The 21,277-nt window shown below is 61.2% G+C and carries 18 protein-coding genes and 1 pseudogene; 8 read left to right on the top strand and 11 right to left on the bottom strand.

Translation table 11 applies throughout. The features are described from left to right. Window positions 1-15 precede the first annotated feature (15 nt). Complete coding sequence (locus tag LVY75_23135; GenBank protein XAZ21710.1) at window positions 16-2,328, bottom strand: hypothetical protein; 2,313 nt, start codon at window positions 2,326-2,328, stop codon at window positions 16-18. A 77-nt stretch (window positions 2,329-2,405) separates the two neighbouring features. On the opposite strand from LVY75_23135, the gene LVY75_23130 reads away from it, so the two are divergent. The 3 genes from LVY75_23130 (at window position 2,406) to LVY75_23120 (ending at window position 4,115) form a co-directional block, all read left to right on the top strand. After that, window positions 2,406-2,747: a hypothetical protein gene (locus LVY75_23130; GenBank protein XAZ21709.1), complete on the top strand. Its 342-nt coding sequence runs from the start codon at window positions 2,406-2,408 to the stop codon at window positions 2,745-2,747. Window positions 2,748-2,862: 115 nt separating this feature from the next. Further along, window positions 2,863-3,576, top strand: coding sequence for a hypothetical protein (locus LVY75_23125; GenBank protein ID XAZ21708.1), 714 nt, complete (start codon window positions 2,863-2,865; stop codon window positions 3,574-3,576). Between the two features lie 14 nt (window positions 3,577-3,590). Continuing rightward, the gene (locus LVY75_23120; GenBank protein ID XAZ21707.1) at window positions 3,591-4,115 is read left to right on the top strand and encodes a hypothetical protein; all 525 of its coding nucleotides are present in this window, start codon (window positions 3,591-3,593) and stop codon (window positions 4,113-4,115) included. Between the two features lie 58 nt (window positions 4,116-4,173). Here LVY75_23120 and LVY75_23115 read toward each other — a convergent pair. Together LVY75_23115 and LVY75_23110 are read right to left on the bottom strand one after the other, a co-directional pair. Continuing rightward, a pseudogene (locus tag LVY75_23115) lies at window positions 4,174-5,167 on the bottom strand (carbon-nitrogen hydrolase family protein). A 259-nt stretch (window positions 5,168-5,426) separates the two neighbouring features. Continuing rightward, window positions 5,427-6,305 carry an aldo/keto reductase family oxidoreductase gene (locus LVY75_23110; GenBank protein XAZ21706.1) on the bottom strand — a complete coding sequence of 293 codons (879 nt, stop codon included), beginning with the start codon at window positions 6,303-6,305 and terminating at the stop codon, window positions 5,427-5,429. Between the two features lie 118 nt (window positions 6,306-6,423). Between LVY75_23110 and LVY75_23105 the strand changes: the two genes are divergently transcribed. Both LVY75_23105 and LVY75_23100 read left to right on the top strand, forming a co-directional pair. After that, window positions 6,424-7,341, top strand: a complete 918-nt coding sequence (locus LVY75_23105; protein XAZ25808.1) for a LysR family transcriptional regulator — start codon at window positions 6,424-6,426, stop codon at window positions 7,339-7,341. Between the two features lie 105 nt (window positions 7,342-7,446). Beyond that, window positions 7,447-8,118 (top strand): VOC family protein, encoded by a 672-nt coding sequence (locus LVY75_23100; protein XAZ21705.1) that lies wholly within the window; start codon window positions 7,447-7,449, stop codon window positions 8,116-8,118. Between the two features lie 76 nt (window positions 8,119-8,194). Here the strand turns inward: LVY75_23100 and LVY75_23095 are convergent, their stop codons facing one another. Next, the gene (locus tag LVY75_23095) at window positions 8,195-8,611 is read right to left on the bottom strand and encodes a hypothetical protein (GenBank protein ID XAZ21704.1); all 417 of its coding nucleotides are present in this window, start codon (window positions 8,609-8,611) and stop codon (window positions 8,195-8,197) included. Continuing rightward, window positions 8,608-10,221, bottom strand: coding sequence for a hypothetical protein (locus LVY75_23090; GenBank protein ID XAZ21703.1), 1,614 nt, complete (start codon window positions 10,219-10,221; stop codon window positions 8,608-8,610). Before LVY75_23090 ends, LVY75_23095 begins: the two co-directional genes overlap by 4 nt. A gap of 193 nt (window positions 10,222-10,414) precedes the next feature. Between LVY75_23090 and LVY75_23085 the strand changes: the two genes are divergently transcribed. Beyond that, on the top strand, window positions 10,415-12,070 hold the full coding sequence (locus LVY75_23085; GenBank protein XAZ21702.1) for an alpha/beta-hydrolase family protein: 1,656 nt from the start codon (window positions 10,415-10,417) through the stop codon (window positions 12,068-12,070). A 58-nt stretch (window positions 12,071-12,128) separates the two neighbouring features. On the opposite strand, the gene LVY75_23080 is transcribed toward LVY75_23085, so the two are convergent. From LVY75_23080 to LVY75_23060, 5 genes are read right to left on the bottom strand one after another with little or no spacing between them, the layout of a single operon-like run. Continuing rightward, window positions 12,129-14,669: a hypothetical protein gene (locus LVY75_23080; protein ID XAZ21701.1), complete on the bottom strand. Its 2,541-nt coding sequence runs from the start codon at window positions 14,667-14,669 to the stop codon at window positions 12,129-12,131. 7 nt (window positions 14,670-14,676) lie between these two features. Next, window positions 14,677-15,189, bottom strand: a complete 513-nt coding sequence (locus LVY75_23075; protein XAZ21700.1) for a hypothetical protein — start codon at window positions 15,187-15,189, stop codon at window positions 14,677-14,679. Continuing rightward, window positions 15,182-15,658: a hypothetical protein gene (locus LVY75_23070; protein ID XAZ21699.1), complete on the bottom strand. Its 477-nt coding sequence runs from the start codon at window positions 15,656-15,658 to the stop codon at window positions 15,182-15,184. Before LVY75_23070 ends, LVY75_23075 begins: the two co-directional genes overlap by 8 nt. Next, on the bottom strand, window positions 15,639-17,738 hold the full coding sequence (locus tag LVY75_23065; GenBank protein XAZ21698.1) for a hypothetical protein: 2,100 nt from the start codon (window positions 17,736-17,738) through the stop codon (window positions 15,639-15,641). Before LVY75_23065 ends, LVY75_23070 begins: the two co-directional genes overlap by 20 nt. Continuing rightward, the gene (locus LVY75_23060; GenBank protein XAZ21697.1) at window positions 17,731-18,366 is read right to left on the bottom strand and encodes a hypothetical protein; all 636 of its coding nucleotides are present in this window, start codon (window positions 18,364-18,366) and stop codon (window positions 17,731-17,733) included. Before LVY75_23060 ends, LVY75_23065 begins: the two co-directional genes overlap by 8 nt. 396 nt (window positions 18,367-18,762) lie before the next feature. Here LVY75_23060 and LVY75_23055 point away from each other — a divergent pair, with 396 nt between their 5' ends. Both LVY75_23055 and LVY75_23050 read left to right on the top strand, forming a co-directional pair. Next, window positions 18,763-19,650, top strand: coding sequence for a LysR family transcriptional regulator (locus tag LVY75_23055; GenBank protein ID XAZ21696.1), 888 nt, complete (start codon window positions 18,763-18,765; stop codon window positions 19,648-19,650). A 137-nt stretch (window positions 19,651-19,787) separates the two neighbouring features. Then, entirely contained in the window at window positions 19,788-20,525 is a 738-nt protein-coding gene (locus LVY75_23050; GenBank protein XAZ21695.1) for an SDR family oxidoreductase, read from the top strand. Between the two features lie 115 nt (window positions 20,526-20,640). On the opposite strand, the gene LVY75_23045 is transcribed toward LVY75_23050, so the two are convergent. Then, complete coding sequence (locus LVY75_23045; protein ID XAZ21694.1) at window positions 20,641-21,117, bottom strand: hypothetical protein; 477 nt, start codon at window positions 21,115-21,117, stop codon at window positions 20,641-20,643. Window positions 21,118-21,277 lie beyond the last annotated feature (160 nt).

Genomic DNA, 21,277 nt, shown 5'->3' with positions numbered 1-21,277 from the left:
GAACTCGGCAGGCGTTCAGGGCTGTGGGCGGGTGCTGGTGATGCTCAGCCCGCTGGGGTTGCGCTTCGTGTTTCCTGAATTTCCGACGCGCCCCATCTTCTTCGCGGTGGGATCGGCATTGGGAGAATGCGAAACCGCGTAATCATCGACCTTTTGGTTGCCCACGTATCCAGTGGCGATGTAGGGGCCGTTCTGCTTAACTCTCGGATTGAGACCGGGCGCAGGCACGCCGATATGCGAAGCAAGGGCTTCGGAATGGTTGAGGGCGTCGGCGCCGAATCGCATACTGTCCCTGAAGTCCGCGTCCGCTTTGGAAGGAGTGGATTTGGCCAGGTAGTCGGTAGTTGGGATCTTCAGATCGCTGCCGGTATCTTTTGCCACCTGCATGGCGGGAGTGTCGTTCAGACCGAACGGATCCGCGCCTGTCGCCTTTCCATAGTTGTCCACACTCTCGGGCGACGTGTAGAAGTGCTCGACTTTGGTGTCTTTCAGCACTTCGGCGGTGTGCTCTCGATGCCCTTCAGGGTCGCGCTGGCGAAATTGAGACGACTCTGCTGTCGTCGCCAGTTCTTCAAATTGCTGGCGGTCCTGAATCGCCGCTTCGGGGCGGGAGGCAGAAATATGCGCAGAACCGCGACCGCGCGTGAGGGCCTTGATACCTATTTCGCCGAGGTCCACTAAAATTTCTTTTCCCACGCCGGCAAGGCCGCCTGCGATGAACGTCTCCTTGAACTTTTCGAATATCTCCTGCTTGGGGTCGATCAGGTAGTGCTTGATGGTGTTCTGGGCGAGAAGTTGACTTGCCTGTGCTGCGCCTTCCTTGAAGATTGTCTTGGCCAAATGTCGCACGACTGTGTTCAAGGGAAGGTGCTTCAGTACAAACGAGGCAGCTTCTCCGAATGGGATGCGATCAACGAGCGCGGTCGGCGCGTAGGACATTGCCGCCATGGTTTGCTGGTCCTCTGGCCGGTTCGCTTCTCTCGCAGCAGCAGCTCCGTCTCCTGCTGCTCGCGCCGATTCTACAACAAGGCCGGCTGCTGGACCGAAAACAACGGTCGCCCCGGCTCCGAGCAGCGCCTGACCCAGGGTTTCCCCGCTCACTCGGCCGACGCTGTTTTCATACCCCGGTGCCGCTGGCAGCATGGTCTTGCCGTAGTCGGCGAGGTGTTGTCCTCCGGATTGCAAGGCTTCAGACACCCCTTGCAGCAAAGGGGCAAACCGCTGCTCGACATCCTCAGGTACCGTGTCCCCCGCCAACACCTCAGACATAACCCTCTGCGCAAGATCCCGCGGAAGGATGTTTTGCTGATCGATTTTCAAACGTAATAGATCGACCTCATGAGGTGATAGCGACGCGGCTCTGGCGATCTTGACCATGAGTGCCTTTTGCGCTTCCGACTGGCTGCTATTGATAAGTTGACCGGGGCCTTCCATTATGCGACCGGCGCCGACAACGACACCTGTGGCAGTGCCCTTCCCCAGCTCCTTGAAATTCTGGACACCGCTCTCGGTTGTTACCTTGCTGTGCCGAGATTGCAGCTGCGCATAAATGTCATTGATGTCATCCGCCGTAGCCCTTCCTTCATAGACGGCCTCTAAATAGAGATTGGCGGTAGTTGCATCGAACCACGACTGTGTCCGGACTCTTTCCTTGAGTGCTTCATATTCTTCAGTAGACAAGCCCCCCGCATTGCGGATCTCGGCAATGAGTTCCTCTTTTTTTTGCTCGTCATCGCTGAGTGCCTCATTGGCTACTGAGGTCGCAGTGCCCGTGGTTGGCGCGGTCGCTGGTACGTCGCTGACTACGGTCTCCATCATCGCGGTACCGCCGGCTGGAGTGACGGATTGCGCTATTGGGGCGACGCGCCCCCGAGATTGGGCAACGGGGCTTGCAGATGGCGCGGCAGTTCGGCTGGCTTGAGCGACGGGTTCTGCGGCCGGAGTACTCGTTTGAGGGATGGCCTTCGGCGTCTCTCCGAACCTTTGCGCTGCGTGTTCGAGTGAGCCTAGGTTGTGGATATCATCCTTCGCCAACACCGCTGCGGTGGGGTTTTCGCTGAGCCAGGTTGCCGTCCGCGGTGACAAAGACAGAATAAGTCTGTTGCGTTCGGCCTCAATAATTCCCTGAAGAAACTCGCGATTCCCCGGCATCATCTGGCGAGGTGGGGGTGGGTTTCCGGTAACGCGCACATACGTGACCGCGAGATCCCTATCTTCTGCAACTTGATCTGGATTTTCATCCGATGATTGAATAATGCTGCTTGCAGTGGCGGCGGCCTGCCGAGCTTGCTTCCGCGACAAGGCGTTATTGTTCTGCACACTGTCCATGACTGTCCCCCGTTCGGCCGAGAGACAGGGGTAGATGCGGAAGGGTTATTTTATAAATCGGGGGAGGAGTGCCGGTGGTGAATGGGACTGATATGCGTGGGGCTTCGGCTGGTGGCAAAGGTGGTATGGGATCGGGAATTGCGATCCTGGCGGCGGCCGCGCTGGTCTGCATTGTGGTGCGCCGTATCGTTGCGGCGACGGCCTATCCGGCGTCGGCAGGGCCGCGACTTATCGGCGAGATCATCGGCGGCTCGCTGCCGTCGTTTGTCGTCGGCCTGATCGTTCTCTTCATCGTTCGCTTCGTCAGGCGCAAAAGCGGCGATCGCTTTGCCGGCGTGCTGTCCGGCCTGATCGCCGTGCTCGTGCTTTCGGGCCTCGGCTATCTCGGTGACCTCAATCATCTGAACGATTTTCGGTAGAGACATGATGCGTCATGGCGGCAAGACGGCTTGAAGGGGAGAGATGGATAACGCGCGAGGCCGAGGTGACGGAAGCGTCTGCGGGCGCCAGGGGTGGTCTGTGAGGGGCATGTTTTTGAGGAGCTTCGCTCGTCGGCTGGGGGCTGCGGGCGTTGGCCTGTTTCTGTTTTTCCTGCCATCGGCTTCCCCTGCGGCGGAGCCTGAAAATGGCGGGCCTGCGGAGTTCATATTCGGCGTGCGGATAGGGGATGCCTATGAGAGCATCCTGTTGCAGCAGGGCTGGTATGCCTGCGATGTCGGAGAGCGGAAAAGCGTGTGTTTCGATGAAGTTGAGGTCGGCGATCAGATCGGCACGTTCCGGATCGGCATGCTGGATGGCCGCGCACTTTACGGAGAGTTCACGCCCAATCGCGCCGACAGCTTCTGGGAGATCGTCGGTTCATCAGGCTTTTCCCATCAAAACGAGGATGTGCCTGTCCATCTTGTGACCAGGAATGTTACGATCGACATCATCAAAGCTGTCCATGATCTGGGCGAGGAGGAGGCCAAGAGGCGGTTTTCCGGTTATCTGGCCAAGGACAATCAGAGCCTGCAGGCAATCAGCTTCGTTGCTTCCCGAGCGACGAAGCTGCCGCGGCCTGGTGCTGCCTTCCCCAATGGCGATGCCTACCTCAACAGCCTGCCGGCCGGAATGTTTCTTGTCTCAGTCAGCAGGGCGGGGAATGTCACCACCGTCATGATCTACCCCACACTGGCAAGCGCGAGCGCGGCCTTCCCGCAATATTGCCGTGACGGCTGCAAGAGCTGGTCGCCGCCCGACCAGCGCTAGGGGGCCGAGCGCGCATGACTTCCAATCTGGGCTTTGCCTCCACCCTCGTGCCCACCTTCATGGCGGCTTGGTTTGGGGCGAGATATTGGGCGCGGCTATTGCCGAAGGGGCAGCTCTATTCGCTGCTGGCCTTTTTCTGCGTGCTGACCGGCGCGATCCTTGTCTATGTAACGTGCATCATATGCCTCTGGCAGGTGGATCTGGCTTCTCACTCAATAAGCGATGAACGGACCGATTATCTGGGGCGGGGGCTTGGGTGGTCCGGTCTCATCATGATGGTGGTCATCGTTTCGACAAACCGGTTTCGGCTAAAATTCCACCCTCCTGAAGAGATCAGGCCTTCTGATGGCGTGGATGAGAAACCAATCGACAAGTGGCATTTTTTGGTAACCGGTCTCGTGGGATGCATAGTCTCAGGATTTGTGGAACTACCATCCGGCTGGGAATATGCATTTCCAACCGCTTGCGTGTATGCAGCTATGGTGCTGATCTACGGGGTTGGCGCGGGGCTTGCCGTGACCGGTCTTTTCCTGAAGTGATCAGCATGCAATTCCAGCACAATCGCTGCACGGTTCTGCCGGAATTGCCCCTGCCGCTTCAGAAAGCCTCGCGGCTGTCGCTCCTCGGATCTCCCTCGATCTGGTGCGGCCGGTAGAGATCGCCGCGGGCGGTGCGCCGCCAGGGGCGGGCGAGATTGGCCGGGTCGGTGGTGATTTCGGCGATTGCGATGCCGGGTTTGCCATCATCAGGGCAACGAGCTGCCCACTGGCCCTTGGGGCCGGCGATGCCGCAGGGGGCGATGACGCTTTGCGGCGCATGGGCAGCGTAGCTCACCCAGAATGTGTTGCTGGCCGCAACTCCCAGGACTTCAGCAGCGAAGGGAGGAGCGGCGGAGGGGACTTCGCCCGAAGTGGAGAAGAGCACGCAATCGACGTCGAGCCGCTCATATTCGGTGAAGATCTCGTGATAATGCGACTCTATGCCGGCAGCGCAGCCGAAGCGCATGCCGTCCACCTCGAAGGTGACGGGGATTCTGCCCGGCGAATACATGAAGGAAATCTTGGTGTGGGAAAGCAGGCGCTCGTCATAACGCGTCACCAGCTCGCCCCGGTCTGAAATGACATAGAGGCTGTTATGCGGCCGGTGCGGCGGGGTCAGCCTGTGCGGCGCGCCGAAGACCGTCCAGAGCTTCAATTCCCTTGCGTGATTTCTCGTCTCCTCCAGCTCCTCGCGCAGGACCTCCCATTGGTAACGGCTCCAGTCGGCAGCGCCGATCTCCCTTGGGCCGATTTCGGAAAGGAGGCGCTTGCTCGGAAAGCAGAGCGTTCCCTCCGGGAAGTGGATCAGGCGGACGCCGGCCTTGCTCGCTTCACCCATGAGGCGACGCATCTCGGCGGCCGTTGGCGCGGAATGCCGAGGCATCGCATGGATCGAAGCAAACAGAAGTCTGGGCCACGGCTAGCCGCAGGGATTTCCCGGCGGGCTCATCCGGATTTGGTTTGCGGAGACTGGCGAGGGCTGAGGTGTAGGATTCGCCGGTTTTTGCAGCGCGGGCGCGAACCCTGCGTTTGAGATTTCCGTTCTGGGTCATTGTCTGGCCTTTCCGTCACGGACGCATGTTCCCCGGCAACCACGCCCGAGCGATCGGACCTAGGTTTTCGAACCCGAGACGGAAGTCCCTTTGCCTCCGTTTTGAAGACCCTGCCGGGGAGGATCGCTGGAGGTTGGGCGCAGGCCACGCCTGAGCGAAAGATGTCGTTGCCGGCGCGATTCGTCAATCTGGGGAGGGGCCGTAATGTGGGCTTCGAAACGCGGCAGGTGATCCGCCGCGTTCCGTACCTTCCGTTGAGTCAGGCGCCTTTCGCTGCGGCAATGCCGTCGAGTTGCGTCATGACCTCGGGCGACAGTTCGATATCGGCCACCGCGAGATTTTCCCTGAGATGGCCGCGCGAAGACGTGCCGGGGATCAGCAGGATGTTCGGCGCGCGTTTCAGGAGCCAGGCGAGTGCCACCTGCAGCGGCGTGGCATTGAGGCGGGTGGCGACCTCGGAGAGCGTCGAGGACTGCAAGGGCGAGAAGCCGCCGAGCGGGAAGAAGGGCACGTAGGCGGTGCCTTCCGAGACGAGCTTGTCGATCAGCGCGTCATCGCCGCGGTTGGCGAGGTTGTACTGGTTCTGAACGCAGACGATCTCGGTGATCCTGCGGCCGTCATCCACCTGTTTTGCCGTGGCATTCGACAGGCCGATATGTTTGATCAGGCCCTGCTGCTGCAGCTCGGCCAGAACCGTCAGCGGCGCCTCGAGCGAGCCTTCGGCCGGGCCGTGCACATCGAACATGGCGCGCAGGTTGACCACCTCGATCACGTCGAGGCCGAGGTTTTTCAGGTTGCTGTGGATCGCCGCGGTCAGCTCTTCCTTCGAAAAGGCCGGGTTCCAGGAGGCGTCGGATCCGCGCAGCGCGCCGACCTTGGTGACGATGACGAGATCATCTCCATAGGGATGCAGCGCTTCCCTGATAATCTCATTGGTGACGTAGGGGCCGTAGAAATCGCTGGTATCGATGTGGTTGACGCCGCTTTCGACGGCTTCGCGCAGCACGGCGATGGCTTCATCGCGATCCCGTGGCGGGCCGAAGACGCCCTTGCCGGCGAGCTGCATGGCCCCATAGCCGAGGCGCTTTACCACGCGATCGCCGAGCTTGAAGCTTCCGGAATTTTCGACAGTAGACATGAAATCTCATCTCCGATTGAAGGCAGGAAAGCAGATAGGCCTGTATCACTTCCCGGACAATCGGCTATAATCCGGACGGGCTGTCCAGCTTGCAGGACAATCAATGGGAACTCAGACTATGAAACAGGGTGTGCCTGAGATCAGCGATGTCAGCGCCTTTCTCGTCGTCGCAAGGGCCGGCGGTTTTCGCGAGGCAGCGCGGGTGAGCCATATGAGCTCCTCGGCGCTCAGCGATGCGGTGCGCCGGCTGGAGGCGGAGCTTGGGGTGCGGCTCTTCAACCGCACGACACGCAGCGTGGTGCCGACGGAGGCCGGTCGCGGCCTGATGGAGCGGCTCGGCCCGGCCTTCGGCGAGATCGATGCCGCGCTCGACTTCGTGAAGGATTTTCGCGACCGGCCGGCGGGTTCGCTAAAGCTCAATGTGCCCGTGAGCGCAGCGCGGCTGGTGCTGCCACGCATCGTGCCGGCATTTCTGAGAGCTTATCCGGATATTCGCCTCGAAGTCGTTACCGAGGAGAATTTCGTCGATATCATCGCCGCCGGCTGCGATGCCGGCATCCGCTATGACGAGCGGCTGGAACAGGACATGATCGCCGTGCCGATCGGCCCGCGTCTCCAGCGTTATGCCGGTGCGGCTTCAGCCGCCTACCTGGAAGAGCACGGCCGGCCGCAGCATCCGCGCGACCTGCTTCACCATGCCTGCATTCGCGGCCGCTTTGCCGGCCGCGCCATCCCGGTCTGGGAGTTCGAGCGCGACGGCGAGATCGTCAGGGTTGATCCGCCGAGCCCGCTGATCGTCCAGAATGGTGGCGGCACGGATCTCGCCGTTGACGCGGCGATTGCCGGCACCGGTATCGTCTTCACTTTCGAGGATTGGCTGAAGCCCTATTTTGAAGGTGGCGTGCTGGAGCCTGTGCTGGAGCCCTGGTGGCAGAGTTTCTCCGGTCCCTTTCTCTATTATCCCGGCCGGCGCCTGGTGCCGGCGCCGCTGCGCGCCTTCATCGATTTCATCAAGGCGATGCCGCGGGAGCCGTGAAGAGAGATCATCGACCCGCAACGTGGTAGAGTGGAGCGGGCGATGCATCTGCCGCATCGCCGTCATCATCAACACCATCGTCGTGACGATGGGAGGGGGAAGATCATGAGCGATGCAAGCAACAGGGCCGGCAACGGCACGAGCGAGATGAAGCTGGAGATCATTGTCGTGCCCGTTTCGGATGTCGATCGCGCCAAGGCCTTCTATGGCGGGCTCGGCTGGCGCCTCGATGCAGACTATTCCTCAGGTGAAGACTACAGGGTGATCCAGTTCACCCCGCCGGGCTCGAACGCATCCGTCATCTTCGGGAAGAACGTTACGCCGGCGGCACCTGGCTCCGCACAGGGGCTCTATCTCATCGTCTCCGATATCGAGGCGACCAGAAAGGAGCTGCGGGAGCGCGGGGTAGAGGTCAGCGAGGCCTTTCATCCCGAGGGAGAGGTCTATGGCGGGCCTGACGTGCCCTATCTCTTCGGCCGGCGCCGGGTCAATGGCCCCGATCCCGACCGCAGCAGCTACCGCTCCTTCGCGGCCTTCAACGACCCTGACGGCAATGGCTGGCTCTTCCAGGAAATCACCGCCCGGCTGCCGGGGCGAATTACCTCCGACCTTGCCGCTTTCGGTACCGCGAAAGACCTCGCCGCGGGGCTGCGCCGGGCGGCCGAAGCCCATGGCGAGCATGAGAAGCGCAATGGCGGCAAACATGACGAGAACTGGCCGGACTGGTATGCGGAATACATGATGGCCGAACAGACCGGCAAGCCGCTGCCGCAATGAGGTGGTTGTGAAGTGATTGGCGAGCGGGGCAAGCCGGATTGGCCGGTCCCCGCCGACTGTTTTTCGACAGCTCAGATCATAAAGGCTCGATGCAAGCCGCCCATCTCCAGAGATCGTCCATCTGGTTCGGCGGAATGCCCATGGCCACCGCGAGCAGATCGATGCGGGGATCTTCTCGCGAATATTGCTGGGCGTCCTCGACCATGATGCGCACCGTTTCCTTGTCTTTGAACGACATGTCGGGCATGTCGTTGATGGTCGCCAGAATATCGGCCTTGGCAATCGGCGGTTCGAGTTCGAGTGCGGCGATCCAGAGTTGCCATTTCTTGAGGGGCGGGAAGCGCTCTTCAAGGCCGAGTGGGTCCCGGAGGTATTTGGCGATCGGGGGCTCCTGGTCGTCGTGGGGAATCAGATCAGGCATTCCCGGCTGAGAGGCCCCCAGAATTTCGAGGATTTTTCCGTCATTATCCCGTCGTACATAAACTGTTGTCATGCCCAAAGCCTCTTACATTGCCAGTCATCCCAACCTGCCAAATATGCTGCCACACTTGCTGTGCCGGTTATGTCCACCTCGCGCATTACCTGAGCCGACGCATTCGTTCTAACCGGAGTTAAGGCGCCGAGTTCGGTTCCGCCACCTCCCGCGTTGCCTGTGGCGCGGCTGCGAGCGATCATTAAGCCGGTAAAGAGAGGGGATATTGGGCCTATAGCCGAGATTGCGTCACCGTTTGTTCCTGTGCTTACATCGATAAATACCAAGGCATCTACCGAGATGCCCATCGGACAACTGGAAAGATTGAGGAGTGTCCATGTCGCATTGCCCGCTGTGTTGGAATAGAGCAAGTTATTCCCGACAAGTACCCGGTTGCCAGACTGCTGGAACGTGACGATGTTCCCGAAACTGTTCGTCAAGATAATGCCTAGCCGGCTGCCAGAGAGTAGTTCCCAGCCCAAGGGCACCGCGACCCCGCTTTCGATGGCCGACAACGAGGCGACGAACTTGGTCGTCCCCTCTGTGAGACTTTTTACGGCGTACACGAAGTAGGTCCTGCCGGCCTGCATCGAGCCGGTATCGAGACAACCTTGCCCAGTGCCGAAGATAGTAGCGAGACTACATGTGACGTCCCCAGCCGTGGTATGCTTCTTGCCTCCGAAAAGCCCAAAGCCGCCTCCTACGGTAAAGGTTGTAGCAGTGGAATAGACAGGCACGAAGCCGACCATGAAGTCCAGCTTGACCGCTGACACCACATATTTGACGATACTACCCGCGAGAACCTTCTTCAGTCCCCAGCCTGCCGCGCTGTCGGCGATGGCGAATTCGTCGCTATCGACGATGTCGGTCTTTGCGGCTGCGCCGTGCAACCAGCCGGCCAGGGTATTGGCGATGTCGTTGTATATCGCCAGCGTCTTTCGGTACCAGTGAAAGGCGGAAAACAGCCCGCCTGAACCGGGAACCGACACATCTTCCGGATTTGCTGCATAGGCGGCTGCGAGCCCAGCGCTGGCATTTGCGGCTGTCGCCGATTGGGCGGCTTCCGCTGCCTTTTGCTGGGTGGTCTCAGTGAGGCCGGCAACATCGGGAATGTCACCGGCTATATCAGCCACAGTTTCCAGATATTGCGAGACGGCGGCAACGGCCTCCAGCGCATCGCCTTTGTCACTGAGGGTCAGGACGTCTGCGATGAGCTTGTCTATCGTTGCCGAATCGAATGACGGCGGAATGGTGACGGCGCGGGCCGCTCTTTCCTTAAGCTGCTGGAGCCTCATCACGACGAGGTCGAGAGCCTGCTCCACCGTCTCGGCATAATAGGCACCCTGGTTTTCCAGGTCGGTTTCCTGGGTGAAGGGCACATCGAGCAGCAGGGTGACCCTGCTGCCGGCTGCCGGGGCAGGGGTGATGACCGCGCTGCCGCCGCCATCATTGCCGACCCCGGTCACGGTGTAGTCTGCATCCAGCACCAGGATCGTATCCGTGCCGGACGCGTCCGTGCGGATCACCTGCAGATGCCGGGGTTCGAGGATCTTGAATTTATAGTCGAAAGCCGTAGTGGCGCCGTCCCCGCTATAGGGGCCGGACCGGTTTATCTCGCTTGAAATGGTCATGGATCACGCCTCTGGTTTTGCCGACCATAGGCGTGGGAAGGTTGTCGGCGTGACAGGGCTGGGAGATCGCCGCAATCAGCCGCACTTTCCCCTATGCGGCGGCCCGTGACGTCAATGGCATAACGCTTCTGGATTGTATGCAGGACCTGTCATAAGACAGGGGGTGCAGCGTTTGCGAGCTGGGAGGATGTTTATGCGGCATTCCATGACAAGTTTCGTCAGGCCTCTTTCCTGGCCGGCGCTGTTTTTCGCGCTGCTCGGCTTTTGCCTATCGCTGACGCCGAGCCTCATGCCGCGCGCCTGGTTCGTGCAGGGCGCGCTTTCGGGCACCTGTGCGGCTGCCGGCTATGGCTGCGGCGCCTTCCTGCAATGGCTTTGGACGTATCTTGAAATCCCCCGTCTGCTGCCCGCTGCCGGACGCATCGTCCGGTCCGTGGCACTGTTGGGCGGCGCCGCGGTCGCCACGGTATTCGTCTGGCAATCGTCCTCGTGGCAGAATTCTGTCCGCGCGCTGATGCAGCTTGCCCCGGTGACCACGGCAGAACCATTGCTGCTGGTGCTGATGGCCGCAATCGTCTTCATCCTGTTTATTGCCCTCGGTCGGCTGTTCAGGCTGATGGCGCTTGCCTTTTATAACAAAAGCAGCCGGTTCATTCCGCGCCGGCTCGCAGCCGTTGCCGGAATCTTGCTGGCGATCCTGGTCTTTTCGGCTGTCGCCAATGGACTGCTGTTCCATCTGGCGCTGCGTATGGTCGACTCCTCGTTCCGTGAGGCCGATGCGTTGATCGATGACGACACGCCTGTTCCCACCGACCCGGCCAGAACGGGAAGCGCCGCATCGCTGGTCAACTGGGATGAGCTTGGCCGGCAAGGCCGCCATTTCGTCACGTCAGGCCCGACGGCGGAAGAGATCGGCGCTTTCCTGCAGTCGTCCGCACCGTCGCCGATCCGGGTCTATGTCGGCCTGAACAGTGCCGATGACGCCGAGGCACGCGCCAGCCTGGCGCTTGCCGAACTCAAGCGTCAGGGCGCCTTCGAGCGCTCCAACCTCGTCGTCATCGTGCCGACGGGCACCGGCTGGATCGATCCGGAAGCGATGGATACACTCGAATACCTGCTGCATGGCGATGTGGCCGAAGTCGCGGTGCAATATTCCTATCTCAGCAGCTGGCTGTCGCTGATGGTCGAGCCGGAATACGGGGCCGATACTGCGCGCGCCTTGTTCAGGGAAATCTATGCCTATTGGCGCACGCTGCCGCGCGATCATCGCCCGAAGCTCTATCTGCATGGGCTCAGTCTCGGGGCGCTGAATTCGCAGCTCTCCTTCAATCTCTACGATGTCTTCGCCGATCCCTTCCAGGGGGCGCTGTGGAGCGGGCCGCCCTTTGCCAGCGCCACATGGGCCCACGTGACCGCAAACCGTAATCCCGGATCGCCGGCCTGGCTGCCGCAATTCCGCGATGGCAGCATGATCCGCTTTGCCAACCAGCAGACATCTGCCGATCAGCTGGACAAGCCCTGGAGCGCCGTCCGTATTGTCTTCCTGCAATATGCCAGCGACCCCGTCACCTTCTTCGACTGGCGCGCCCTCTACCGCGAGCCGGACTGGATGAAAGGGCAAAGAGGCCCCGATGTCTCGCCGGCCTTCCGCTGGTATCCCGTCGTCACTGCCTTGCAGCTCGGCTTCGACGCGATGATCGCCACGACCTCGCCGATGGGCTACGGCCATGTCTATGCGCCGCAACACTATATCGATGCGTGGCTTGCGGTGACGGACCCGTCGGGGTGGCCGGCTGGAGAGGTGGAGCGCCTGAAGGCTCGGTTCGAGAAAAGTTCGACAGGGAAGTGAGGTGTCGGCCAAGCGTTCCCGCGATGCCGGGCCGCCTGGTTTTTCCTAACGCGCTTTGTCAGCGATTGAGCATGAAGAGTTCGTATTCATTCGCGATTTCATCCTGCGACGGCTTCTTGCTGTTTTTCTTTGTCAGATCGGCCTCGATTGCCAGCCTGAGATCGCGTGGAATATCCTCATATTGCACGTCGATATCGTAGCTCTGATCGTCGGTGAGTGAGTTGGCCTGATAGAGGTAGCCGTGGGTCTTTGCGGGAGTCCCCATGCTGACGAAAGAGCTCGGCGTGCTGATGACGATCGGGAACAGCAGGCGGTTGATCATTTTCTGGATGTCGCTCTGGGTCGGGTTCTGGCCGTCGTTCTTGTCCTTGAACTCATCCATCTGATCGAGGAGTGCTGACCGGAACTGGGCGACGCGGCGCGGGACACTATAGGAGGTTGCGTAGCCGCCGTCCTGGGTGAGGAGGCCCAGCGCTTCGAGTTGGGGTTTGGCGAGTTCGAAAGCTGTGTTGATATCGAGGCTCTCGAGCCGGGCCTTGCGCTGGTCGGTCGCGGCCATTTGCTGCCAGCCGGTGACTTTTTCCCAATCCTTGTCTGAGAGCTTGGAGCGGTATTCGAGGAGATCGATCTGCGAGAAGGCGGCAGGATCCCTGGCGAATTCGGTCTGCAGGTCGTAGAGCGTCTGCGTATCCGTCAGCGGCTGGCCGTAGGCGCGGACCTTTTCCTTGTAGTCGCGCAGCGTGAGCAAGCCGGAGGGGCCGATCGCCTGCTGGATGTCGAGGGGCAGTTTCGTCGGGTCGAAGGTCGGGTCGGCGATGACCTGGTTATTGGCCCATTCCTGCACCTGGATGCGTCGAGCGTCGAGTGCCTTTTTCTGGGAGACCATGTAGCCGCTGAGTTGCGCTTCGGTGGCGGCGCGCAGCGCCGGGTCGGCGATGTTGTTCAGGCTCTCTTCGATCCGGCGCAAGCTCTCGGGATTGTAGTTCGGCAGGGTCGTGGTCTTCTCATCGACGGTGCCGGATGTGCGGAAGCTGACGACCTCTTTTGCTGGGTGGGCGGTGAGCGCGGTATCGCCGGCACGTCTCGGATCGGGGCCGAGCACGAGGATATTGCCGTCCGCATCGTAACCGCGGAAGAAGCCGATGCGGCCCTTGTCGTTGCTGCTGTTGCTTCCGGCGCCTTTCTTCTGCTGCGGGCCGAGGACGACGATGTCGCCGGGGCGAGGTGTCTGCGTCGGCAGGCCGAAATGGCGGAATCTTGTGGCATCGACGGCAGCGCTTCCAACGAGATTGGCAGGCGCCCCGGCGATACCGAGGAGGGCGCCTGTGACATCGCTCAGCCACTCCCTAAGTGAAGGATCGACCGTGCTGCCGGCAGCATTTTTAACGAAGCCTGCCAGTGCCGGATCGTCCTTCGCCTTGCCAGGGAAGGCGATCGTGGCGGCAACGGTGCGGAAATCCTCGGGGCCACTCGGCTGGCGGGGTGGAGTGCGAGGGGCGGCCGACACCTGCGGGCCGGCGGTTTGGGGGACTGCGCTTCGATTGCCGGCGGGTTGCAGGGCTGCGGCCTTGCCCGCCGAAGGCTGTGCGCCAAGCGTGCGTGGTGCCCCGGTTCTGCTTCCGGCGCCATCCATTTCGAGGCCATTGCCTCTTGCGCCCGCTACGGTCGTCTGGCCGGTCTTCACGGTCTGCTGCGGGCCTGCACCCACATCGGCGTTTCCAGCCGACGCTACTGGCGAGGCGGCGCCATTGGCATCCGGCGCGCCGGTATAGGTCGGCGGCAGGCCGGCGATGATGTCGGTGGTGTTCTGCCGCGCCTTCTCGTCGGTCACGGCGGTTCGCAGCGATTTAAGGATGGCGGTGCTGTCGGCCGGCAGCATCCTGTCGCCGGCGGCTTTGATATATTGCTCGGCCTTGATGGCACTGTCGTCGGCTATGCGCAGCGCAACGTTCTTCATCGTGTCGGAGACGTATCGGGTGCGTTCCCGGTCGAGCTTTTCCTCGCTCCAGCCGTGCATGCGGCCCTGATGCTCGATCTCGACAACGCCCTTGTTGATCTCGGCATCGACTTTAGCAGGATCGCTGTAGACGGCCACCGCATTCTCGCCCGAGGATTTGATGCTCTTCTGAGAGGTCTCGGAAAACCATGCCTTGCGCTGGTCGAATGTGTGGCGGATCGTGGTGTCCAGCAGGGTCTTCATGCTGGCGCGGCTGGTCTCTTCGTAGGTACGGGCAGCACCCGGCGTCAGGCCCTTGCCGAATTCGGCGCGCTTCTGCTCGGCCTGCTTTTCGAAGGCGGCGCGGCCTTCCACGGCGGCGCGGCCGGTCAGCGTCAGGAAGCCGCTCTTGCCGTAAAGCGCGTCACGATCCCAGTCGTTGAGCTTCGTCTGCGCATCCTTGGCGGCATTGTCATTGTCGAGCTTTTCCACCTCCACCACGGCCTCGCCGAGCGTGCCCATGCCGGTTGCAAGGCCCTGCATGCCCTTGCCGATGGCGGAGCCGAATGCCTCGGCATCGGCCTTTACCGTGAAGCCCTCGGTATATTCCGGGCGCAGTGCTACGTGCTGTTGCGTATCCTGATAAGTCGGAACAGTCGGCATCAAACCCTCACTTGAAGTAACCGAGGGCCTTGCCCTGCGTATAAACCTTGCCTGTGCCGCCGAGGATCGTGCCGACGGCGTCGAGATAACCGCCTTTCACAGCGGCATCAGCGCGCATGCGGTCCAGCTTGGCGCTTGCCAGCTGGTTGGTGCCCTGCACCTTGTAGCCATAGGCTTCGCGATAGGTATTGGTGCGCACATTGAGCGCATCGATTTCGCCCATCTTGGCGGTATCGACGATCGTATCCAGCGGCGAGCCGAAGGAGAGGTCGATACCGTTTGCGGCGATCGCGGCTTTCTGGCGTCCTTCCAGCTGCGCCGTCTGCAGGCGCTTCTGCTGCTCTTCCTGCTTTCCGCGCTCGATCGCGTCTTTCGCCTGCTTGTCGGCAATCTCGGCATTCATTTCGGCGACCTGGGCGTTGTATTTGTTTGCCTCCGCCGTCGCCTTCGCCTGCTGCACCTGGCCGGCAGCACCCAGCAGCGTCGAGCCCAAAGTCAGCGCCAGACCAAGATCACACATCCGTGTCTCCCATTTCGAACAGGTGGAATGGATGGCCGTTGATCTCGACAGGGTCTGACAGCCGGAAGCCCAGCCATTCGAGCCAGCGGATGGAGATCGTGTTGCGCGCATCCACGAGGTTTCTGAGCAAGCGATAGCGGCCAAACAGTTGAGACGGCCAATGTCTCGAAATCCGCAGGAAGCCGTGGACGTTCTTGTCCACCGCATCGGTGCCGAGCAGCCAGGGCGCGCCGATGCCGGTAAGGATGTTGAGATCGCCGACACCCCACATCACTTCCGGACGCCCATCGAAGAGAGCGGTCCAGACGTGAGAAGAGTGGCGGTAGGAGAAGGAGAGTGCCGAGAGTGGCGAGCGCCCGGAGGCGGCGAATATCTCCGCGCGGTCGGCCGCGCGCATCCGTTCGGCAATCTCCCGGATGTGCCCCGGCCGCGCCGTGACAATGCAGATTTCAGCGGCCAAGGGTGACATCCGGCATGATGGAAAGGATGGTCATCGGCAGCGGATCGAACTGTTTCACCCACATGCTGCCGCTGGTGCTCCAGTCCCAATAGGGCGTGACGGTCAGATCGCCGGTATAGAGGCTGATCGCCTCGTTCCAGTTTTCGTTGCGGCGCTGCTTGTATTCCACCAGCGTGCCGCCATCCCGCTCGCCATCCTCCGGCCCCGTGAAGATGCCGCGCGTATTCTCCACCCGGAAGGTCACTTCGGAGACGGATTTCGAGCGCCCCTGCACGGTGCCGAGGCCCTGCACCTGGCCGACATCGAGATCGAGCGTCTCAATCGCCGCCGTCACCGGCAGGCCGATATGGATTTTCGATGCCGCATTCTGCAGCCGCACCGCGCCGCCGGTGACGACAAGATTGCGTACGACATTGCCGTCGGCGAGCGCCACGAGTGTTTGTCCCTCGAGATGGCCAAGGCCGGAAATGGTCGTGGCCGGCGGTCCGGAATAGGTCAGCCCGCAATCGACGAAGAAGGCATCCTGCACATCCTCGAAGGCGCGGCTGTGCAGCCGCTCGATGTAGCGCTTGCGCGTGCCGTTGACGGTACGGCGCACGATGAAATAGGGCACGTCCTCGCCATCTTCCTCGATCACGGTGACATCCTCGAAGAAGGCATCATTGCCGGGGCCGCTCTCATGGCGGGTCCAGGCCCAGACATCCTGCTCCTTCATGTAGGTGAGCGAGACGAGCGCCCCGTCATCAAGCACCACCCAGACCACGGAATCCGGCGCCTGGGCATAATCCCAGGCCGATATCTCGCGGCCCTTGAAGAGATGGCGGGCAAGGATGGTCAGGTCCTTCCCGACATAGCTGTCCTGCGTATAGTCATAGGAGAAGTCGCGCACGACGCCGCCAAGGCGCTGGGCAAAAAGCACGGTATTGCCGACGACGATCGGCTGCACCTTGGCCGCACCGCGATAGCCCTGGTTATCGAGCTTGATGGCGGAGGGCGAAATCGCATCCGAGGTCGAGCCGCCGGTGACGATCCATTCTGAACCTGACGTCAGGAGCAGAAGGCCACGCACGGAGATCATCGAGCGGATCTCGTTCACCTGCCGGGCGCGGATACGGAAGGTTACGGCGTCGCTTGCCTTGGCGGGCGAGGAGACGCCGAAATTCTCGTAATTGGCGGATTGGCTGAGCCACACGGCCTGCGGATCGTTCTGTGTGGAGGCAAAGGCCAGCCGCTGCTCGATGAAGGTCACGCAGCGCGGATAATTACCCGCGGCATTGAAAGGGTTGCGGCCGGCCTGCGGCGTGTCGGAGAGATCGGGAGTGATATTCTCATCATCGAAGGTGAGGCCCGTCGTGCCCCCGACATAGCCGAAAATGCCGTTATCGTCGCGGTAGACGATGTAGCGCGCCGCACCCGTGACGGCAGTCCAGGTTACGCGGTTGATGCCGCCCTGGATGGCGAGATCGTTGACCACGGAGCCGGCGTTGGAGGGTAGACTTTCCTCGCCGCTATCGGCAACGGCAGAGACGCGGTAGCGATAGGTCGTCGCCACATAGCCGGTCTTGCCTGATGTATCGCCGGGCTTGGTGACGACAGGCGTTCCCGCCGGTGGATTGATCAGCGGCTTGAACAGGACTGTCGTAAGCGTCCAGTTATTGTCGGCCAGCCGCCCCAGCTTGCGCACGGGATGATCGACATGGCAGAGATAAAGCACATCGGCTTCCTGCACGAAGACGAGGTTCTGCACCTGAGCGGCCGTATAGGCGCTGGCCACCTCGTAAGGGGCCGCCCCTGAGAGCACCAGCCCGCCATCGCGGAAGATGCGGATATAGAGATCGCCGAATTCGAGAATATAGGTCTGCTCGGTATTGAACTGGAAGCGGATCAGCCGCGCCCGCTTGGCGCTGTCCTTCACCTCGCTGACGAATTGCAGTCCGGCCCTGTTGGAGACGCCGCCATGCGGATGCACGAAGACATTCAGCGCTGTGCGCAGGCCGCTCTGGTATTTGGCGAGATCGACGCGGGCGCCGAGGGCGGGTGAAAGCTCGCCGCCGGTAAAAGAAGGCTGGTAGGCGCGAAAATCAGCCATGGGCGCGCACCGCGATCAGTTCGCTGACAAAATCCGCGCTCGTATGCCTGATCTGATTGGCCTCGGCCTGCTCGGCGGCGGCCTGCGTGCTTTGGGCCAACGCCATTGCATCGGCGCGGATCTTCGGATCGCGCGTCAGCGGCATGGCAAGGCGCACGGCAAGGTGCCAGGAGAGCGTCTCGAGGAAGAGCGGCGAATATTTCGTCGGGTCGGTAAGGCGGCTGGTATAGCGCAAGAGCGCCGGCGAAAGATCGCAATAGAGACGGTCGCCTTCGAGGGCGTAGGGATACTGCATCTCGCGCCCGGCCTCATCGAGATCGGGCGTCGGCGTCTCGATCGGCGCGGACGCATCGGCCGGATAGCCCGACCTGATCCAGCGGATCTGCAGGCAATCGGCCGGGCGCGCATAGGAATGACGCCAGACGCCCGGCTTGTCATTATCGAGAGCGCCGAGCGCCACCGTCTTGCCAGCCATGGCCCAGGGGAAGGATTGCAGCAGCACGTCGCGCGTCTGCGCATAGAACTGATTGCAGGCGCGCGCCTCCGCGCTCTTTTCGGTGAGGTCGTTGATATTCTCCTTGCCGATATTGGAAAGGGCGAGATTGCAGATAGAGACGACGGTAGCCATGAACCAACCTCCTGGGTTTGAGCTCATGGGTAGGGTGGGGATGGTTGTGGGGGTGAAACGCCTCTTTCCTGATCTCTATGCCCTCGTGCGAGCCCCGGGGGCCACAGAGTCGAGGGAGGTATTTGTTCGAGTCCGGAGCCCCCTCATCCAACCCTTCGGACCACCTTCTCCCCAGTGGGGAGAAGGTGATGAGCAGCTCTGTCTCCGCATATTGCGAGGCGTCGTATGCCACGTCCCCTCTACCCAGCGGGGAGAGGGTTAGGGTGAGGGGGCTCCGGTGTACAGCATTCCTTTCTATCCAAATGAAAGCCACCATTTCCATTCCCTCAGAGAATACCCACACCCGCCCTGACATGCTAAAACCCACCCACACCCATCTGCGCACGGAGCGCCGCATTGGACAGACTCGCAGCCATGGAAACCTTCGTTCGCGTGGTCGAAACCGGCTCCTTCTCGGAGGCAGCGCGGCAGATGCATGTGGGGCAGCCCGCCATCTCCAAGACCATCGCGCAACTGGAGCAACGGCTCGGCATCCAGCTGCTGCTGCGCTCCACGCGCGGCCTTACACCCACCGAAGCCGGAGAGAGCTATTACGAGCGGGCCAAGCGTACCATCGAGGAGGCTGATGAGGCCGAGCATGCAGCGCGCGGCGCCGGTGCCAGCCTTTCCGGCCGGCTGCGCGTCAGTGCAGCGCCGGCCTTCGCCAGCCTGCACATCATCCCGCATCTCGGTGAATTCCTGGGCATGCATCCCGGCCTCGACATGGAAGTCGTGCTTGATGACGAGCGCATCGACCTGATCGAGGAGGGCATCGACATAGCCCTCAGAATGGGCGATCTGCCGGATTCTGCGCTCACCGTGCGCAAGATCGGCCAGTCGCCGCGCATCGTCGTGGCAGCACCCGCCTATATCGACGGGCATGGCGAACCAAGCCATCCCGCCGAACTCGGCCAGCACCAGAGCGTGGTCTATGCCAAGGGTTTTGGCCGCGATGCCTGGCTCTTCCGCCAGGATGGAGCGGAAGTGCCTGTCACCATACGGGGACGCCTGCGCGTCTCGGCCGCAGAGGGCGTGCGTTCGGCGGTACTGTCGGGCATTGGCCTTGCTGTCGCCTCGGAATGGATGTTTGCGCCCGAACTCGCCGATGGCCGCGTCAAGCTGCTGCTGACGGACTGGAGCCTTGCGCCGCTCGATCTCTGGGCCGCGTTTCCGGCAGGCCGTGGTGTGAGCGCCAAGGCGCGCGCCTTCCTGGCCTTTGTCGAGGAAAAGCTCAGCGCGGCCTGAAACGTTCCTTCCATTCCTGACGGGAATAAGTCCTAGTCGCGCCGGCTTTCTACTTCGCCCGCACCAAAGCCCATAATTTCTGCCTCGTGTTCAACGGGCGACGGCAAGAGCCGGCGCTGTGCAGAAGGAATGAGAACATGAGCAGGAAGCTGGAAAACAAGGTCGCCGTCATCACCGGCGGCAGCGCGGGCATCGGTCTCGGCGCGGCAAAACGCTTCGTCGAAGAGGGTGCCAAGGTATTCATCACCGGCCGGCGACAGAGCGAACTCGACAAGGCCGTGGCCGAGATCGGCGGCGATGTCACCGCCATCCGGGCCGATGCCGCAAGGCTTGCGGATATCGACCGTGTCTACGAGATCGTCGGGCAGAAGGCCGGCCGCATCGACGTACTCTTTGCCAATGCCGGCATTTATGAATTCGGCCCGCTCGGCGAAATCACCGAGGAGCATTTCGACAAGACCTTCAATACCAATGCGCGCGGCGTGCTCTTTGCCGTGCAGAAGGCGCTGCCGCTTCTGTCCAGGGGATCGTCTGTCATCCTCACCGGCTCGATCGCCTCGATCAAGGGCTTCCCGGCCTTCTCGGTCTATGATGCGACGAAGGCGGCGATCCGCTCGTTCGCGCGCGGATGGATCATCGATCTCAAGGGCCGCGACATCCGCATCAATGTGCTAAGCCCCGGCCATACGGAAACGCCCGGCCTCTCGACACTCGCCGACCAGAATGTGCGCGACATGATGAAGGCCAATGTGCCGCTGGGGCGTATGGGTACTTCAGATGATCTTGCAAAGGCTGCGGTTTTCCTCGCGTCCGAGGACAGCAGCTATATCACTGGGATCGAGCTGTTCGTGGATGGTGGTGTGGCGCAGTTTTGAACCGTGGGATTGGGAGAGGTGAGGCGGGACGACCGCCGAACCTCCCGCATTCCCTCGTAGTGCAGGCACGAGGGATGGTTCAGGAATGACGAAAAGCGGGGGCGCGTGCAGCCTATCAGCCGTAACCAATCATGCTGCAGGTATATTTGCTGTAAGTGCCATAGTCCGTGATCCAGCCATCGTCCTCGAATTCCGGCTTGCGCCCGGCTTCGGTGATGACCTTCAGATCCTTGCCGGTGCGCTGCAGGATATTGTCGTGCACCGTCTTTGCTTTTTCCGGGAAAGTGAAACTGTAATAGAAATCCGACATGCAGCCACCACCGGCGTTGAGAGCGTAGATCGGCAGAGTGAACTGGCTGAAGCGGCTTCCGAAATATTCTCCAACCGTATTGACCACCACGGGTGGTCCTTCCTTCGAGGTGCAGGTTGCCGAAATCCTGCTTTCCATGGCCTTCAGGCTTTGCGTCGTCTCGACGGGCAGGGCGAGGTTGTTGATCAGCATTTCCTTGTTGTCGGCGTTATAGGAAAGCCCGCCTTCGCCAAAGGCACAATCAACAGGATCGGGGAAGAGCTTTTCCGCCCATTTGTCCACGGCAATTCTTGACGTAGGAAGAAGAGCGGCAGTCGAGAAAAGCATTGCAACCGACATGCCCTGTAAACTGAAAAGAAATGAAAGCATTTATATTTACCCCAAACCCCAGATGCAGGTTGCACGGCGGGAGCGAATTTTCAACACGAAATTTCTCTCGGAA

Origin of the sequence: Sinorhizobium sp. B11, assembly GCA_039725955.1 — a bacterium.
Taxonomy (GTDB): Bacteria; Pseudomonadota; Alphaproteobacteria; order Rhizobiales; family Rhizobiaceae; genus Rhizobium.
This window is presented reverse-complemented; position numbering and strand designations above follow the sequence as displayed.

Bases quoted from the DNA above. Each gene is read 5' to 3' on its own strand.
- LVY75_23090 (XAZ21703.1), bottom strand. From the start codon at position 10,221: ATGACCATTTCAAGCGAGATAAACCGGTCCGGCCCCTATAGCGGGGAC.
- LVY75_23100 (XAZ21705.1), top strand. From the start codon at position 7,447: ATGAGCGATGCAAGCAACAGGGCCGGCAACGGCACGAGCGAGATGAAG.
- LVY75_23075 (XAZ21700.1), bottom strand. From the start codon at position 15,189: ATGTGTGATCTTGGTCTGGCGCTGACTTTGGGCTCGACGCTGCTGGGT.
- LVY75_23065 (XAZ21698.1), bottom strand. From the start codon at position 17,738: ATGGCTGATTTTCGCGCCTACCAGCCTTCTTTTACCGGCGGCGAGCTT.
- LVY75_23095 (XAZ21704.1), bottom strand. From the start codon at position 8,611: ATGACAACAGTTTATGTACGACGGGATAATGACGGAAAAATCCTCGAA.
- LVY75_23070 (XAZ21699.1), bottom strand. From the start codon at position 15,658: ATGTCACCCTTGGCCGCTGAAATCTGCATTGTCACGGCGCGGCCGGGG.
- LVY75_23060 (XAZ21697.1), bottom strand. From the start codon at position 18,366: ATGGCTACCGTCGTCTCTATCTGCAATCTCGCCCTTTCCAATATCGGC.
- LVY75_23085 (XAZ21702.1), top strand. From the start codon at position 10,415: ATGCGGCATTCCATGACAAGTTTCGTCAGGCCTCTTTCCTGGCCGGCG.
- LVY75_23135 (XAZ21710.1), bottom strand. From the start codon at position 2,328: ATGGACAGTGTGCAGAACAATAACGCCTTGTCGCGGAAGCAAGCTCGG.
- LVY75_23050 (XAZ21695.1), top strand. From the start codon at position 19,788: ATGAGCAGGAAGCTGGAAAACAAGGTCGCCGTCATCACCGGCGGCAGC.
- LVY75_23080 (XAZ21701.1), bottom strand. From the start codon at position 14,669: ATGCCGACTGTTCCGACTTATCAGGATACGCAACAGCACGTAGCACTG.
- LVY75_23110 (XAZ21706.1), bottom strand. From the start codon at position 6,305: ATGTCTACTGTCGAAAATTCCGGAAGCTTCAAGCTCGGCGATCGCGTG.
- LVY75_23120 (XAZ21707.1), top strand. From the start codon at position 3,591: ATGACTTCCAATCTGGGCTTTGCCTCCACCCTCGTGCCCACCTTCATG.
- LVY75_23105 (XAZ25808.1), top strand. From the start codon at position 6,424: ATGAAACAGGGTGTGCCTGAGATCAGCGATGTCAGCGCCTTTCTCGTC.